Raw genomic sequence first — 16913 nt, forward strand, 5'->3', positions numbered from 1 at the left:
ATATTTAAAACTCATTATAAAGTTTCTAAAATATATTTATTATTTTATACTAATCTTATTTTTTCAAAAATTCTTACTTCCTGATTATTAACTCATACTTATTATTTAACAAAAAAGACATTGCAACTGCAATGTCTTTTCCTTTATTAATCTACTTTAAGAACAGCCATGAATGCTTCTTGTGGTACTTCTACAGATCCCACTTGTCTCATTCTCTTCTTACCTTCTTTTTGCTTTTCAAGAAGCTTCTTTTTTCTTGAAATATCTCCACCATAACATTTAGCAAGTACGTCTTTTCTCATAGCTTTAACTGTTTCTCTAGCTATTACTTTAGATCCTACTGCTGCTTGAATTGGAACCTCAAACATTTGTCTTGGAATAATTTCCTTAAGTTTTTCTGCAATTCCTCTTCCTTTATGATAAGCTCTTTCTTTTGGAACTATCATTGATAAAGCATCAACTATATCTCCATTTAATAATATATCAAGCTTAACAAGCTCTGTTTTTGTATATCCTTTGAATTCGTAGTCAAATGAAGCATAACCTCTTGTTCTTGATTTTAATGTATCAAAGAAATCATATACTATTTCATTTAATGGCATATCATAGTTAATACAAACTCTTGTAGTTTCTAGATATTCCATATCTATGAACGTTCCTCTTCTCTCTTGACATAAATCCATTATTGCTCCAACGTAATCAGTTGGTGAAATAATAGATGCTTTAACAACTGGCTCTTCCATATAATCAATTTCTGTTGGTTCTGGTAAGTTTGTTGGATTAGTTAAGTCTAAAACTTCTCCATCTGTTTTAGTTACCTTATAAACAACGGAAGGAGCTGTTGTTATAATATCTAAATTAAACTCTCTTTCAATTCTTTCTTGAATTATTTCCATATGAAGTAATCCTAAGAATCCACATCTAAAACCAAATCCTAAAGCTATAGATGTTTCTGGTTCAAAATCTAAAGCTGCATCATTAATTTGTAATTTTTCTAATGCTTCTTTTAACTCATCATATTTAGCACCATCAACTGGATAAATACCTGAATAAACCATAGGTATAGCCTTTTTATATCCTGGCAATGGCTCTGCTGTAGGTCTATCTGCCTCAGTTATAGTATCACCAACTCTAGCATCAGCAACATTTTTAATAGATGCTGTTATATATCCAACATCTCCAGCTCTAAGTTCACTAATTGGTAAGAACTTTGGAGTAAATACTCCTACTTCAGTTACATCATAAATCTTATTAGTTGCCATAAGCTTTATTTTTGTTCCTGGTTTTACAACACCATCTTTAATTCTTACATAACAAACTACACCTTTATAGCTATCATAATAAGAGTCAAATATTAATGCTTTTAATGGAGCTTCTTCATCTCCTGAAGGTGCTGGTACCTTTTCTACTATTGTTTCTAAAACTTGCTCAACATTTAATCCAGTTTTTGCTGATATCATAGGTGCATCTTCTGCTTCTATCCCTATAACATCTTCAATTTCTTGCTTAACTTCATCAGGTCTAGCTGATGCTAAGTCAACCTTATTTATTACTGGTGCAATTTCTAAATCATTATCTAATGCTAAATAGCAGTTTGCTAATGTTTGTGCTTGAATTCCTTGTGTTGCATCTACTACTAACACTGCACCTTCACAAGCAGCTAAACTTCTTGAAACCTCATATGTAAAGTCTACGTGTCCTGGTGTATCAATTAAGTTTAATATATATTCTTCGCCATCAGCACGTCTATAAATAAGTCTTGCTGCTTGAGACTTAATTGTAATACCCCTTTCCTTTTCGATTTCCATATTATCAAGAACTTGTTCTTCCATTTCTCTTTGAGTAAGAGTCCCTGTAATTTCTAATAATCTATCCGCTAGGGTTGACTTACCGTGGTCTATATGTGCTACTATTGAAAAGTTTCTAATCTTTGATTGTCTATTACTTTGCATATATCTTAACTGCTATAAAATTAGCAGCTTCTTCACCCCCATATTGTTAAATCAAGCTAAATTATAACATAGAGTATAGAGTAAGTGTCAAGGATAATAGCATTGAAATGATATTATCCTTCATTACTACACACTAATTACTATTATTTTTTATAAATTCATCTACACTTTTATCAAATTCGCTCTTATTATTATCTTCATTTTTTATATTTTCATTTTTAGTTTTTGTAATTTTAATTATTTTATCCTTTAAACTTGAACAAGTATTACTAATATAACTTCCTAAAGTCTTTATTGAATTAATAAGAAAATTATTATTAGTTAAATTAATTGACTTATCATACACCTTAACTGTAGCAAGACCATCATTTTTTTCACCAACATAAATTTTCACAGGACTCTTATCCATTATAAACTCTTGAAAGTCTTCACCAAATTCCGTACTAACAACTTTAAAGTTATCATCAGTAGTTCCTAATGGTGATAATGATTCAGTATTTACAATATTTATTTTAACAAATCCTATTATCAATAAAATAACCGCTACTAATGGTACAAAATATTTTTTTATCAATTTAAACATAAAAAGCACCCCCTAGTACTTAGCTATAAGGATGCTCAATTTTATTTTTTTTATTCAACTATTTACTATTTATTTAAATACTCTGCAATAACTCTAGCTAGATATTTTGCACTCAATTTAGCTTCTTGTGCAGTATTAAGATCAGTTCCAAATTCTGTTAATATACATGCCGGACTCAATTTTTGATTAAATGTGTTAGAGCCATGATTATATTCATATAATCCCGTACCATCTTTTCCCTCTCCCATTAATCCTGGGAAAAGTTCTTCAGAAATAGAAATCATTCCATTTACTGCTTCCATCATTTGTGAATAATTAGGTGAATTTTTTGATGTAACAAATAATAATCTTGCTAAACTTTGATCATTTATTACTGTTGTTGTTGCTTCTTTACTAGGTCCACTATTTCTATGCAAATCTATAATTAACTTTAAATTAGGAAATTGATTTATATAACTTTGAACTGTAGGTTCTGATCTATAATATGACTGATCATATGGACTAGTATCATGTATAGTCTTATCATGAATAACTGAAATACCATATCCCTCCTGCAACTCTTGTGCTAATACATCACCTACTCCTACAACACTAAAATCTTCTTGTTCTGTATCTGATCCTGCTTCAGCATATCCCTCATGCGTATGGGTATGATAAATTAATATTTCTACATTTGATGCATCTAATGTCTTTTTTAGAGAAGGATTATATGCCTCACTTGTTTTTTCTAATTCAGCTTTCTCCTCTTCAGTAACTCTAGCTATACTTTCTTCTTTCATCACATATGGTTCAAAGAAACTAAAAGTAGATTTAGCCTTGGCCCCCGAATCACCAGTATGGTTAGATATTTCTTTAAAAAATGAAACTTCACTTCCAACTATTCCATATGTAGATATATTATTAAGACCTAACGCTTCTACTATAACTCTTTTTAAACTTACTTTACTTTCCCTATATGCTGTACTATCATATATTTGTGTTTCAACAACTGGCATTGAATAATTAAGTAACTGCACATATGCTAGTCCACCACGCTCACTATAACTATTTACAACCTTTACTGCTCTTATTGCAAATATAATCATAAGAACTAACAATATTATATATCCTATACTAATATGCTTTTTCTTTTTAGCCTTTTTATTACCATTAACCCACTGCATTGTAAATCCCTCCTCACCCTATATATATGGTGGGATTTACATAATTATTAATAATTTTATAAACAAATTGGTTTTATTAGTTAAGAGTTAATAGTTATAAGTTAGTAGTTTAGGTGCAAACTACTAACTTATAACTTCTAACTAAAAAAGTGTTTTTCACTTTTTTTCATTAGTTCATGAATTTATTTATCTCTTCCATATCCATATTGGGTTGAATTGCGATATTTATTCCATTAGCTATTATTTTAGCTAATGACTCTATTACTGTATCAACCTCCTTTGGAGTAACCATTAAATCCCCAAATGATGGATTTAATATTTCTCTTATAAGCATATTTTTCTCATTTCTATCTACACTTTTTAGCATATTATAAAACTCTTTTCCTTTTTGTGATTTATTTATTAAGTCATCTAATAATAAATCCATAGTATCATTTGCTATTGTTGCAGCATCAACTACTGTAGGCACACCTACAGCTAAAACTTTCACTCCTAAACTTTGCTCATTAATTTGCATTCTATGATTTCCTACACCAGCTCCTGGTGATATTCCTGTATCTCCTATTTGTATTGTTCTATTCACTCTTTCAAGTTTTCTTGAACCTAATGCATCTACACATATAACTAAATCTGGCTTTATTCTTTCTACTAATGATTTAATTATTTCTCCGGTTTCAATTCCTGTTATTCCAAGCACACCTGGAGCAATAGCGCATACTGGTCTTACTGAATCATCAATAGCATCTGGCATTACTTGTTTTAAATGTCGTGTTACCATTATTTTTTCTGCAACTTTTGGTCCTAATGCATCCGGAGTAACATTCCAGTTTCCTAGTCCAACCACTAATGCTAACTTATCTTCAGAAATATCTACAAGCTTTTTCATTACCCTTCCTACAATTAATGATAATTCATCCATTGATTCGCCATCATATGGTGTGAATTCTGGGAAATCTATTGTAATATAATGTCCTTTTGGCTTACCAAGTTCCTTTCCTGCTTCATCACTTTCTATGGTTACTGTAGTAATTTTAACCTCCCCTTCCATTTCTTCATCTACTTTTACTCCATCAAGCTCTCTTTTATTTTCTTCTGTATATGCCTGTTTTGCTTCAATTGCAAGGTCTGTTCTTACATTTATCATAACGTTCCTCCTAAAATTTCTTAGTCATCAAATTTATTTTCCCAAATAAGTTTTAATTTCATACTTGAACTTAAAAACTTTAGGTGTTATAATATGATTTGTTGAAAATGAACTCGTACGCAGATTTCCCCAAAAAACTGCAGAGGCCCTATAAAATATCAAGGGGGTGAATTGAATGGCAAACATTAAATCAGCAAAGAAAAGAATTAAAGTTACTGAAAAGAAAACTTTACAAAACAGAATGATTAAATCAGCATTAAAAACTGCTATAAAGAAGTTTGAAGCTGCTGTTGCTGCTAATAACGTTGAAGAAGCTAAAGCTTTATTCGTTAAAGCTGCTAAGTCTTTAGACATGGCTGCTCAAAAAGGTACTGTTCATAAGAACATGGCTGCTAGAAAGAAATCAAGATTAGCTGCAAAGTTAAACGCTATGGCGTAATAAAATAAGAAGCCGGTGAGTTATCACCGGCTATTATTTTACACTTTTTTTATTATGAAAATTTAAAATTTTATTTGACCATAAATGTTTTAAATAACATAAGTTCCATTTCCATTTGCTTATCTGTTGTTGATGATTTTAATTTTGTTTCAGTATTAACACATACTTTAATGAGTTCACTTAACTGTTTTATACTAAACTTAGATGCTTGATTCATTAATTTTTCACATACAAATTGAGGTAATCTATATTTAGACATAAAGAAATCTAACCTTTTACCTCTTCCTAAATATACTTTTATTTCATATAATCTTTTAAAATGATTCCCTATAGATGAAATAATTAGCATATGCTGATCTGCTTTAAATAGTAGTTCATCTAATAAATCTATTGCCTTTTCAACTCTTCTTATAGAAATATATTCAACTAAATCAAAAATATCATCTTCACTTTTATTTTGTATTAATTTATCTATATCTTCCTTAGTTATTTCTCTCCCAATTGCATAACAATCTAATTTATCTACTTCCCTTTTAATAATATCAAAATTATTTTGAACCTTATCAGCAAAATATCTTAATTGAATTTTACCTATGCTTCTTCCCTTTTCTTTAAATAAATCTTCAACTTTTTTATAATATTTATCTTTTTTTAGTTTATCACAATGAACAACTTTAACATATTTATCTAAAGTAGATAGCTTTTTATTTTTTTTAGGAGTATCTCTCTTATCATTAAATAAATAATACATAATTAGTACTGTATGCTTTGGTAAGTCCTTTATGTATTTTAAAAGTTCTGTATATGTTTTTGCTCCATCTTTATCCGGTTTATCCTTTAGAAAATTAGCTCTATATACTAATACAACCTTTTTTTCTCCAAAGAAAGGCAATGTCTCACAAGCATTTTCTATTTCATCAAAAGTAGTTGTTAAACCATCTAATTTTATAAAATTTAAATCTAAAAAATCTTTATCAACAACCTTCTTAATTATTGGATCAATACTTGATTTAATTAATTCCTCATCTAACCCACAAAATATATATCCATTTTCAATATTATTTTTTTTAAGTTCTCCTTCTAGAACATCTATATTAATCAATGTTTAATGCCACTCCTCACTAATTGTTAATAACCTCATCATTAAATAACGTTATTTCATTTATATCACCTTTTCTAAAATCTATTATATCATAATCATTATTATTTTTTTCATAATTCACAAATAGCAAATATTCATTTTTATCTGTAGTTAAAATGTAATTTTCACCTTTTTTAGTTAAAGTTATTTTATTATCTATTTTAATCTTATTTAAATCATTTAATATACTATTTGTAAGACATACAGCTTTTAATTTTTCTTCATCAACCTTTTCCTTGGTTTGAATCAAAACCCGCTCCCCTCTATAACTTATTAAAAGTGCTCCATCATTATAATATTTTATTTTAAGAAAAGGACTATATATTAATAAAAATGTATATATTCCTATAATTAAAGGATAATATAAAAACACTTTAAATCCTTTTCTATAAAAATAATATGTTACTAGTATCCCTACATAAAAATAAGCAATAGTATAATGTAAATAAACTAAGCCAAAAGAAAAACTATCAAGTTTATACATAATAACATCTATGTATTTAATTATATAATGACAAATATACAAACTAAAATTAAATAAAATAGGAATATACTCAAAGAATACAAGACAATTTCCAAAGACAACTAATATATTAATAAATGGAACAACTATGATATTACCAATTATAAAATTTAAGGATATTTCATTAAAATACAATAAAATTATAGGAAAGGTTAGTATTTGAGCACTAATTGAAATTGCAATTGTACTTCTGAATAAATTAGGTAGCCTATAAAGCTTTTTATTTAATTTTTTACTAAATAATATTATTCCTAGTGTTGCTAAAAAAGATAATATAAATCCTAAATTATAAATATCATATGGCTTTATAAGTATAATTATTATACCTGCAAGCGACAAGGCTGCTAGAGGGCTATAATTACGTTTAACAACCATTCCAAGGTTTAATATCAATATCATTATATAAGCTCTTACAGCCGAAGCTGGTGCCCCTGTAAATAGCACATAAGCAAATGCTATAACCAAACTTAATTTAACTCCAAATATTCTTTTTAAAATACTATATACTAATGCTAAATGTAATCCTGATATTGAAATAGCATGAGATATACCTAAATTTTTCATTAAACTCTTATGATCCTCATCTAATTCACTTTTATATCCAACTGATACTGAAGTAATCAACGCTGCTTTTCTTCTACCTAGCTTTTCACTTATTTTATTAAATAATTCTTCTCTTCTTTTATAAAACTTAGAAATAATATCATCTTTCTCTATGTAATATTCTTCTATTTTATAATCTCCTACTATTCCTTTTACAATATTTATATCCTTGCTAAACTCCCCTCTTGCAATTAATTTATCACCAACATTAATTTCTTGATTAATATTATATAAATTTACTATACGCCCGTTAATTTCTCCTTTAGCATAATAATAATTACTAATATTAGTTATCCTAATAGCCTCTATATCCTTAGGAATATAAGAATAAAACCATATGTTATTATTTAAAGCTACAACAAAAAATAGAAAGATTAATATGGTTATCTTTATACCCTTAAAATATAATATAAAGGCAAAAAAACTACATACATAAAAAACTCCCATCAACTTATTCTTGCTATATGCTTCATATGAAATAGACGATAATATAAATGTAATAAAAATATATACTAACGGATTGCTTAAATCCTTATATTTATTGATATTCATTTGAGCAACACCTCATTAAATAAGCATTACCAAATTTCCATTATATAAATCACAAACACAAAAAAAAGACTTTACTTACTTGTAAAGCCTATAATAATTTATAATATTATTTTTTATTAATTACAGAAATTTAATAGCTATAGGTAAATATACAAAGAACCCTATAGTAAATATAATATGGATTTTCTTATATAATTTATAGTTATTTTTCATCATAACTCCAGTTATTCCAATTACAATCATAATAACTGCAAAACCAATATACTTTATAAATCCTTCTTGTCCAATTCTTAAAATAAATTCAGCTATCATAGCCAAAACTGATATACTTCCTAAAACTATATGTGTTTTTACGCATATACTCTTTTTTACCTTAAATAATTTTAATATATAATAAATTAATAATGATAAGCAAAAAAACATAGATGATATTCTTTCCATTGTTACAACTTCCTACTTTCTCTTTTATAAGTTTATATTCTACTAAGCCATTTCCCCTTTTGAAGCTTCCATATCTTTCTTTTCTTCTGGAGAAATTGTCCTAACCTTAAATGTAAAATAATATAATTTAATTATTATTAATACAATAATAGTTATTCTCATAGGTAATACATCCACTAAAATTAAAGGAAAAGCTAACATAAAATTGACAAAGCTTAATAATACAACCTTTTGCTTTAGTGTCATAGCCCTTTCTTTAACGAAACTCTCTAGATGCTTCTTATAAATATTAGAATTTGTAAACCAAGTATGAAATCTCTCAGATCCCCTTGCAAAACAAAATGATGTTACTAATAAAAATGGTGTTGTTGGTAATATAGGCAATATTACACCTATAAGACCTATTCCAAGTGCTAAAAATCCTAAAGTTATATAAAAATACTTCTTTGCCTTATTCATGTTTACTCCCCTTTAAATTATTAATTTTATATTTCCTAATCTTTATACTTTGATAATACCCATTACTTATTTAATGCATGTCTAATAAGTTCTAGAGGATTATAAATAATAAGTCTTGGTCCCGAAAACTTCATTACTTCTTTAACTTTTTCCTTCATGTCCTTTTTATAGCAATGAATAGGACATCTTGAGCAAGTTGATTTGTTTTCTCCAAACTTACAAAAACTTAATCTTTTATGGGCATACTCTAATAACTCTGCACATTCCTCACAAAGCTCACCTTTTTTATTCCCATGCTTCTTTTGACAATATATATCTATCATTAGCTTTATTGTCTTTTTTTCCCTATCAATTTTTCCCATATAAATTTTCTCCTAATCTATTAATGATAATCATTATCATATAGCTTTCTAATAAAAGGCTGTATTTGTTAAAATGAACCTTTGCCCAATTTCTTAAGTATGTTCATATTACATAGCAATACAGCCTTCCATTTAAATTAGCTTACTACTAACTTGCTATTTTCAAGCTTATAAGTCTTATTACAAACAGCAGTTGTTGATTTTCTATGTGAAATAAGTACTATTGTCTTATCTTCACAGTTTTCTTTTATTGACTTTAATATTTCACCTTCATTTAATGTATCTAAATTACTTGTAGGTTCATCTAGTATTAAAACATCTCCATTACTTAAAAATGCTCTTGCTAATCCAATTCTTTGTTTTTCCCCTGAAGAAAGATTTCCTCCAAGTTCCCCAACTTTTGTATCATATCCCTTAGGTAAAGTTTCAATAAAGTCATGTATAGAAGCCATTTTAGCTGCCTTTATAACTTCTTCCTTTGAAGCTTTTGGATTTCCTATCTTTATATTGTCTAATATAGATTCATTAAATAAATATGTTTCTTGACTTACTAAAGTTTGACTATTTCTAAGTGATGTTGTATTAACCTCTTTAATGTTCTTATTATCAAGATTAATTTTTCCGTCATTAACATCCCAGAATCTCATCATAAGTTTAACAAATGTACTCTTACCTATTCCACTTTCACCAATAAGTGCAATTTTATCACCTTTTTTAATATCAACTGATGCAGTATCAAAAATCTTTTCTTTTCTATTAGGATAAGAGAATGTTACATTATCATACGCTATTGATTCACCTTTTATTTCATGTCCATCTGCTACTTCTTCTACATGTGGTTCCTCATCAATTAAATCAAATAATCTTTCTGCACAAGCAAAAGTTTGAAGTAATGTATTTGAAAGGTTACTTAATGCAACTACCGGACCAAATGATGATGCTATTATTACTATTCCAACAAGCATCCATGTAAATGATATATTTCCAACTGAATATTGTGCAAATCCAACACCAACAAAAGTTAATATTGCAATCATTATAGTTAAATCTGTAATGGCTCTTATTATACCTTCATGTTCTTTAATTTTATCAAGGCTTTCATTTATTCTATGTGATTTTGAATTAATTTCATTTAATCTTTCATCACCAGATTTAAATAGTAAAACTTCCTTTAATCCTCTTAAAGAATCAAGTATATAATTATTACATTCACCAAACATATTTCTATATCTAACTCCAGCTTCTTTACCTAAGCTTGAAGAAGCATATGGTATTACAAATCCAACAGTTAAGAAGAATATAACTGATAATATTCCAAACCATGGATTTATAACATATAGTATTATTGAAATGATACTGTTTGTTATTATTGCAATTGATATTGGAGCTATAGTATGAGCATAGAAAACTTCTAAAAGCTCTATATCAGAAGTAATTAATGATATAAGATTTCCTTTTTCCTGACCTTCTAACTTTGCAGGTGCTAATTTTCTAAGCTTAGCAAATATTTTATCTCTTAATATATAAAGTATTTTAAATGCAATATAATGTCCTGATAACTGTTCACCATACCTTAAAAATCCTCTTAAAACTGCACTTACAGCCATAACTACCATGGCTCCTGTAAAGCTTATAAATGTAATATCACCTATAAAAGCCCCTATAGCTATTGCACCAAAGCTTGCTATTGCTATTGCAGCTAAGAAACCAACAACCCCCATACTTATAGTTATTGCCATAATTGGAGCTAATGGTTTTAATTCAACAATTAATCTCTTCATTATTTGGAAGCCTGATCTTCTTTTCATATTAGCAAACCTCCCTTATCATTTCTAATTCATTTTGTTTATTAACCATCTCATAGTAGCATGATTCATTTTTCATTAACTCATCATGAGTTCCATTTTCAACTAAAATCCCTTTATTCATAACATAAATATTTTTAGCTTCTGTTACGTTAGCTAACCTATGCGAAATTACTAATATAGTTTTATCCTTAGAAAGCTCATAAATTGCTTCCCAAATACTTTCTTCACTTTCAACATCTATATTAGAAGTTGCTTCATCAAATATAATCATTGGTCTATCAGCTAAAATAACCCTTGCTAGTGCTAATCTTTGCTTTTGTCCGCCAGATAATGCACTACCAGCTTGACCTACATCAGTTAATAATCCATCTTTTAATCCTTTTACAAAATCATATAATCTTGCAGTCTTTAATGCATTATTAATTTCCTCTTCAGAGGCATCCTTTTTAGCCATTAATAAATTGTCTAAAATAGTTCCATTAAAAATGTAACTGTTAGTAGAAACTAATGCTATATTTCCATAAATATTATCTAATGATATTTTTTCTATATTTGTATCATTAATATCAATTTCTCCCTTAGTTACTTTATGATTATTTAAAATAAGTGAAGCAATTGTACTCTTACCAGAACCACTTTCACCTACTATTGCAACTAATCCACCTGGTGTAATATCCATATTAATATTTTTTAATACTTCTCTTTCACCATCATAACTAAAATCAACATTTTTTAGACTAACTCTAACTTCATCTAATTTAATATTTTCATTTGTTTCAACATCTTTTTGTCTTTCTTCTGCATCTAAAATACCAAACATTCTATCACTTGCTGCCATACCATTCATAGCTATATGGAAGTATGAACCCAATAATCTAAGTGGTATAAAGAATTCAGATGAAAGTAAAATTATTATAAGTAAGCTACCTACTGGAATTTGTCCATTTTTAAATTGAATTAATGCAACTATAGTTCCTGCAGCAGCTCCACCAAATGCTACTAAATCCATTATTGTAATAGAATTAAGTTGCATACTTAAAACTTTCATTGTTATTTTTCTAAATTTTTCTGCTTCTACATTCATTTTTTCATGACGTTCTTCATCAATATTAAATACTTTTAACGTAGTTAACCCTTGAAGATTTTCTAAGAATGTTCCACCTAAATCTGAATAAGACTTCCAATAATCTTTTAATATTCTCTTAGCAATTTTCATTATTGCAATAATCGATACAGGAATAAGTGGTACACAAAGTATAAATACTAGTGCTGCTTTAAATGATATAAAACTCATAAATACAAATAATGTTACAGGAACTAAAAGAGCGTAGAAAAATTGAGATAAGTATTTTCCAAAATATATTTCAAGTTGCTCAATTCCTTCAACAGATACTTGAACTACTGCCGATGTACTTTCAACTGAAGTATAACCTGTTCCTAGTTTTAATAATTTTTTATAAATAAGTTCTCTTAACGTTACTCTAGCATTTGCTGATGCAGCATTTGAAAATTTAGCATATAAAATATTACAAGAATATCTTAGACTTAATAAAATTGCTATTATTACAATTGCAGCTAATAATGAAATTGGTCCCCAAACATTAAATTCCATCATTGCCCCTAAAATATTATTACCATCAACGTTTAATCTTTGTCCAATATAAATCTTATTAATAAATTGCCCTATTAATATTATGGTAATAATATTACATAAAACTGAAATCCAATTTACTAATATAGTTAAAGCTATATACTTTTTTGACTCTTTACAAAGGTTTATCAACCTTTTATTAATCATCATAATATCATTTCCTCCTTTGAATACTCAAATCATTTGAAATATTATTTCAAATGATTTCTATTATCACTTAAAACACTATAACCCAATTGATAATTATTTTCAATACTTTTTTTACAAAAAATAAAAATCCCTCTATATATAACTATTAATTATAACTAGAGGAATCTCATATACACAATTATCATATTTATCTCTTTTAATTTAATACTATTTGCTTTATTAGTGATTCTACTGCATTAATTGTACTTTTATGATTTCTTATAACCATAATATTTTTCTTATCAGCCTCTCTCTTTGCTGTTAACACAAGTTTATGTGATACAACATCAGTTAATAATATTACAGCATCTGGCATTCCTATTTTATCTTTTAATCCAGTTTCCATTTGAGTAAAAACTTTCGCTTTACAATTATATTTCTTACATACCTTAATATATTCTTTGCTCATTTTATCATGACCACCAACAATAACTACACTCATATTTTTCTCCTTTTTCTTTTATATATTAATACTTTCCAACTCGTTAAATAAATTCTTTATGCTGTAAGCAACCTTATAGGATGAATCCCCATTTAATATATAACTTACTGTATGTTCCTTCACTTTGTCATATTTATGAAAAGTTTTCTTTGCTTCATGTAAATCATTATATACAAGCCAGTAACCGCAAGTTAAACATTTCTTTTCTTTACAATTCATAAAGTCCTTAACATCATTCAAAGGAAATCCTAAAAATACACCTAATTCATGTGGACAATTAAACTGTTTGTATCTTTCTTTTAATTTTAATAAATGATCATTAATATCACCTTCATTACAATATCCTAGCTGTAATAAAAATTCTTTATTCTCTTTTTTTAATACGTAATTTTCTAATTTTTTTTCATTATATATTAATATAATTAATGCATTATCACATTCTCTTAAATTTATATATTGAATATCAATCTTCTTTAAAAAGCTTATTCCATACTTTATCCATTTATCATATAGGTTGTCATTATCTTTTTTTATAGTAATAGTTGCTGATGGTTTTACTCCTGAAATTACCAGAGAGGCATTGTAAATTAAAAATTTTTCAATGCACTCTCTATCCTCCATTTTAGAAAGACTTTTATAAAATTCTACTTGTTTCAAATCTTATACTATACCTTTGCTATTTTAAGACCAAAATTTATGCACTCAGGAGATTCATCTTCTGGTTCATAATTAATAATTAAACCATCATCAATTAATGTACAACCTAAAGACTCCATTCTCTCTTGCCAATCTCTCATCCATTGGCCATCACCCCATCCATACGATCCAAATAAAGCAACCTTTTTACCAGAAATCTTAGAAGATATTCCTTCAATAAAAGGTTCAAATTCACCTTCTTCTAAAACTTCATCTCCCATAGCAGGGCATCCTAATATAACAACATCTTCATTATCAAAAATATCTAATCCAGCTGCAGAAACATTAACTACTTCTGCATCTTTTCCTCCGCTCACTATCCCTTTAGCAATTAAATTTGCCATTTTTTCTGTGTTTCCTGTACCTGAATAATAAACTATCTTCATTTCCTCTCCCCCTAAATAATATTGATATTCATTCTCAATTAATTATTATATTATATTATTACCAGTTCTTTGTCAATATATATCTCTAAAATACTTCATAAAAAAAGATGATATTAAAATTAATATCATCTTTATTTCTCTTATTTTAGTACAAAAGATTGGCAATCTGTACATTCAACTACTGTTGGATTTGCTTCGTGAGTACCAACAGTTATTGAATTTAATGTACAATAATTTTCTGAACAATCATGATGTTTACATTGTTGTACACTACATTTAATACTTGGATTCTTAGCCATAACATTCACCTCCTCATCTTCATTACCCTATTATTTTTACCTTATAATTTAATATTATTCTTGATAATAATTATCAACAATTTTACTGCTTAAATTATTATATAATATGTATAATTTAACTTATTTTTTTGTTTTAGGATTAAATATAAGAGCCATTAAGTATCCAAAAAAGATTGATGCAGTAATACCTCCAGCTGCACCCTTAATTCCACCTGTAAATGCCCCAAGCAATCCATCTTCTTTGACTCCCTTTATTGCGGCATCAGCTAGTGAATTACCAAAGCTCGGTAATGGAATTGTAGCTCCAGCACCTCCAATTTCAATTAACTTATCATAAATACCAAATCCCCCAAGAATAGCTCCTAATGTTACAAAAATAACTAATATTCTTGCAGGAGTTAGTTTTGTTGTATCCATTAATATTTGAGCAACAACACATATCAATCCACCAACAATAAATGCACTAACATAGTCCATTGTAAATTCCCTCCAATTTCTTATTAAAATTCAATAGCAACTGCATGCGCTATTCCCGGAATAGACTCACCTTGAAGAGATGATGTAGTACTCATTAATGCGCCAGTTGAAACTAATAATACACTTTTAATTTCTCTTCTCATTAATTTTTTATATAAATATCCACAGGTAACAACTGCAGAACAGCCACATCCACTTCCGCCTGAATCAGTCTTTTGTCTTTCATCATCAAAAATCATATCTCCACAATCAATATAATTATCCTTAACATCATAACCATATTCTGCAAGTAGCTTAGTAGTAATTTCTTTTCCTACCTTTCCTAAATCTCCTGTTGCAATAATATCATAGTCTTTAGGTGTTCTACCTGTATCCTTAAAGTGATTATATATAGTATCTACAGCTGCCGGTGCCATAGCTGCACCCATATTATTAGCATCCTTTATTCCATAATCTTTTACTAGTCCTGTTGTAACATAAGTAACTCTAGGATAATTCCCACTTCTTCCTAATACCATAGCTCCAGAACCAGTAACTGTCCATTGGCATGTTGGGCATCTTTGACAACCATATTCTAATGGAAATCTAAATTGTCTTTCAGCTGCACTAAAGTGTGAAGATGTTGAAGCAACAATATAACTTCCAAATCCCCCGTCTAAAAATAAAGATGCCATACTTAATGATTCTGACATTGTAGAACATGCTCCATATAATCCTATAAATGGAATATTAAGTTCTCTAGCTGCAAAACTTGATGATGTTATTTGATTTAACAAATCACCTGCAAATAAATAATCTATTTTTTCTTCTGTTAAATTAGCTGCGCTTATAGCACCCTTTATTGCTGTATACATCATTTCAGATTCAGCTTTTTCAAAACTATCTTTACCTAATGTATCATCACTAATTATTTCATGAAAATAATCTTTTAAAGGTCCATCACCTTCTTTCGGACCTACTATGGAATAAGTTGAAATAATTTTAGGTGGATTTTCTAATTTTATTGTTTGCTTTCCAACCTTTTTATCTTTAACAGCCATAATTTTACATACCTCCTTATTGAACAATTCCTAATAAACCAAGAACATAATAAACAAGTCCAATAATTACTGATGTTCCTATACCATAGACAAGAACTGGACCTGCAATTGTAAACATCTTTGCTGCAACTCCAAAAACAAATCCTTCTTTCTTAAATTCTATTGCTGGAGAAACTACTGCATTTGAGAACCCTGTAATTGGCACTACTGTTCCGGCTCCTGCAAAAGATGCAATTTTATCATATACTCCAAATCCAGTTAACAATGCTCCTATAAATATCATTATTATTGGTAGCCATTGCTTTGCAGCCTCTTCTTCTACTCCAAATTTCAATAGCATATTTAAAATAAATTGTCCTATGGTACAAATAATACCACCAACAATAAATGCCAAAATAATATTTTTAAAATACTTTGGTTTAGGAGCCATCTCCTTAGAAATTGTTTGAAATTCTTGTAATATTTTTTCTTCTTTTTGTGCTCTTTTACTCATAAGAATATCTCCTTGTATATTTTATTGAATATGTATAGTATTCCTCCAAAGCAAAATTAAATTACAAAAA

General features: G+C 28.2%; 19 protein-coding genes. 1 reads left to right on the forward strand and 18 read right to left on the reverse strand.

Annotated features, from left to right (window positions below):
- Positions 1-146 precede the first annotated feature (146 nt).
- From lepA to gpr, 4 genes are all read right to left on the reverse strand, one after another.
- Positions 147-1952, reverse strand: a complete 1806-nt coding sequence (gene lepA, locus ABUA17_RS04310; protein ID WP_042396423.1) for a translation elongation factor 4 — start codon at positions 1950-1952, stop codon at positions 147-149.
- A gap of 133 nt (positions 1953-2085) precedes the next feature.
- Positions 2086-2535: a sporulation-related protein NgaS gene (locus tag ABUA17_RS04315; protein WP_042396425.1), complete on the reverse strand. Its 450-nt coding sequence runs from the start codon at positions 2533-2535 to the stop codon at positions 2086-2088.
- A gap of 65 nt (positions 2536-2600) precedes the next feature.
- Positions 2601-3698 (reverse strand): stage II sporulation protein P, encoded by a 1098-nt coding sequence (locus tag ABUA17_RS04320; protein WP_195951064.1) that lies wholly within the window; start codon positions 3696-3698, stop codon positions 2601-2603.
- Positions 3699-3867: 169 nt separating this feature from the next.
- Positions 3868-4842 (reverse strand): GPR endopeptidase, encoded by a 975-nt coding sequence (gpr, locus tag ABUA17_RS04325; RefSeq protein ID WP_042396429.1) that lies wholly within the window; start codon positions 4840-4842, stop codon positions 3868-3870.
- A 175-nt stretch (positions 4843-5017) separates the two neighbouring features.
- Between gpr and rpsT the strand changes: the two genes are divergently transcribed.
- Positions 5018-5281, forward strand: a complete 264-nt coding sequence (rpsT, locus tag ABUA17_RS04330) for a 30S ribosomal protein S20 (RefSeq protein WP_042396431.1) — start codon at positions 5018-5020, stop codon at positions 5279-5281.
- 70 nt (positions 5282-5351) lie between these two features.
- Here the strand turns inward: rpsT and holA are convergent, their stop codons facing one another.
- From holA to spoVAC, 14 genes are all read right to left on the reverse strand, one after another.
- Positions 5352-6383 (reverse strand): DNA polymerase III subunit delta, encoded by a 1032-nt coding sequence (gene holA / locus ABUA17_RS04335; protein WP_042396433.1) that lies wholly within the window; start codon positions 6381-6383, stop codon positions 5352-5354.
- Between the two features lie 19 nt (positions 6384-6402).
- A complete protein-coding gene (locus tag ABUA17_RS04340) occupies positions 6403-8100 on the reverse strand; it encodes a ComEC/Rec2 family competence protein (protein WP_154820582.1) in 1698 nt (565 codons plus the stop codon).
- A 120-nt stretch (positions 8101-8220) separates the two neighbouring features.
- Entirely contained in the window at positions 8221-8541 is a 321-nt protein-coding gene (locus ABUA17_RS04345) for a hypothetical protein (protein WP_042396437.1), read from the reverse strand.
- Positions 8542-8583: 42 nt separating this feature from the next.
- Positions 8584-9000: a YbaN family protein gene (locus tag ABUA17_RS04350; protein WP_042396439.1), complete on the reverse strand. Its 417-nt coding sequence runs from the start codon at positions 8998-9000 to the stop codon at positions 8584-8586.
- 62 nt (positions 9001-9062) lie between these two features.
- The gene (locus ABUA17_RS04355; protein ID WP_042396442.1) at positions 9063-9362 is read right to left on the reverse strand and encodes a nitrous oxide-stimulated promoter family protein; all 300 of its coding nucleotides are present in this window, start codon (positions 9360-9362) and stop codon (positions 9063-9065) included.
- Positions 9363-9499: 137 nt separating this feature from the next.
- A complete protein-coding gene (locus ABUA17_RS04360; RefSeq protein ID WP_154820581.1) occupies positions 9500-11170 on the reverse strand; it encodes an amino acid ABC transporter ATP-binding/permease protein in 1671 nt (556 codons plus the stop codon).
- 1 nt (position 11171) lies between these two features.
- Positions 11172-12971 (reverse strand): ABC transporter ATP-binding protein/permease, encoded by a 1800-nt coding sequence (locus ABUA17_RS04365; protein WP_042396446.1) that lies wholly within the window; start codon positions 12969-12971, stop codon positions 11172-11174.
- A gap of 196 nt (positions 12972-13167) precedes the next feature.
- Positions 13168-13452, reverse strand: coding sequence for a DUF2325 domain-containing protein (locus tag ABUA17_RS04370; protein ID WP_042396448.1), 285 nt, complete (start codon positions 13450-13452; stop codon positions 13168-13170).
- 18 nt (positions 13453-13470) lie between these two features.
- Positions 13471-14109: a DUF3793 family protein gene (locus ABUA17_RS04375; RefSeq protein ID WP_154820580.1), complete on the reverse strand. Its 639-nt coding sequence runs from the start codon at positions 14107-14109 to the stop codon at positions 13471-13473.
- 8 nt (positions 14110-14117) lie between these two features.
- Positions 14118-14534, reverse strand: coding sequence for a flavodoxin (locus ABUA17_RS04380; protein ID WP_042396450.1), 417 nt, complete (start codon positions 14532-14534; stop codon positions 14118-14120).
- A gap of 140 nt (positions 14535-14674) precedes the next feature.
- Positions 14675-14833, reverse strand: a complete 159-nt coding sequence (locus tag ABUA17_RS04385) for a DUF1540 domain-containing protein (RefSeq protein ID WP_070098841.1) — start codon at positions 14831-14833, stop codon at positions 14675-14677.
- 120 nt (positions 14834-14953) lie between these two features.
- Positions 14954-15310 (reverse strand): stage V sporulation protein AE, encoded by a 357-nt coding sequence (spoVAE, locus tag ABUA17_RS04390; RefSeq protein WP_042396451.1) that lies wholly within the window; start codon positions 15308-15310, stop codon positions 14954-14956.
- 23 nt (positions 15311-15333) lie between these two features.
- Positions 15334-16350: a stage V sporulation protein AD gene (gene spoVAD, locus ABUA17_RS04395; RefSeq protein WP_288160878.1), complete on the reverse strand. Its 1017-nt coding sequence runs from the start codon at positions 16348-16350 to the stop codon at positions 15334-15336.
- 16 nt (positions 16351-16366) lie between these two features.
- Positions 16367-16843: a stage V sporulation protein AC gene (gene spoVAC / locus ABUA17_RS04400; RefSeq protein ID WP_042396454.1), complete on the reverse strand. Its 477-nt coding sequence runs from the start codon at positions 16841-16843 to the stop codon at positions 16367-16369.
- Positions 16844-16913 lie beyond the last annotated feature (70 nt).

Source organism: Clostridium sp. RTP31139st1_H3_RTP31139_211217 (assembly GCF_040227035.1).
GTDB classification, from domain to species: domain Bacteria; phylum Bacillota; class Clostridia; order Clostridiales; family Clostridiaceae; genus Clostridium; species Clostridium saudiense.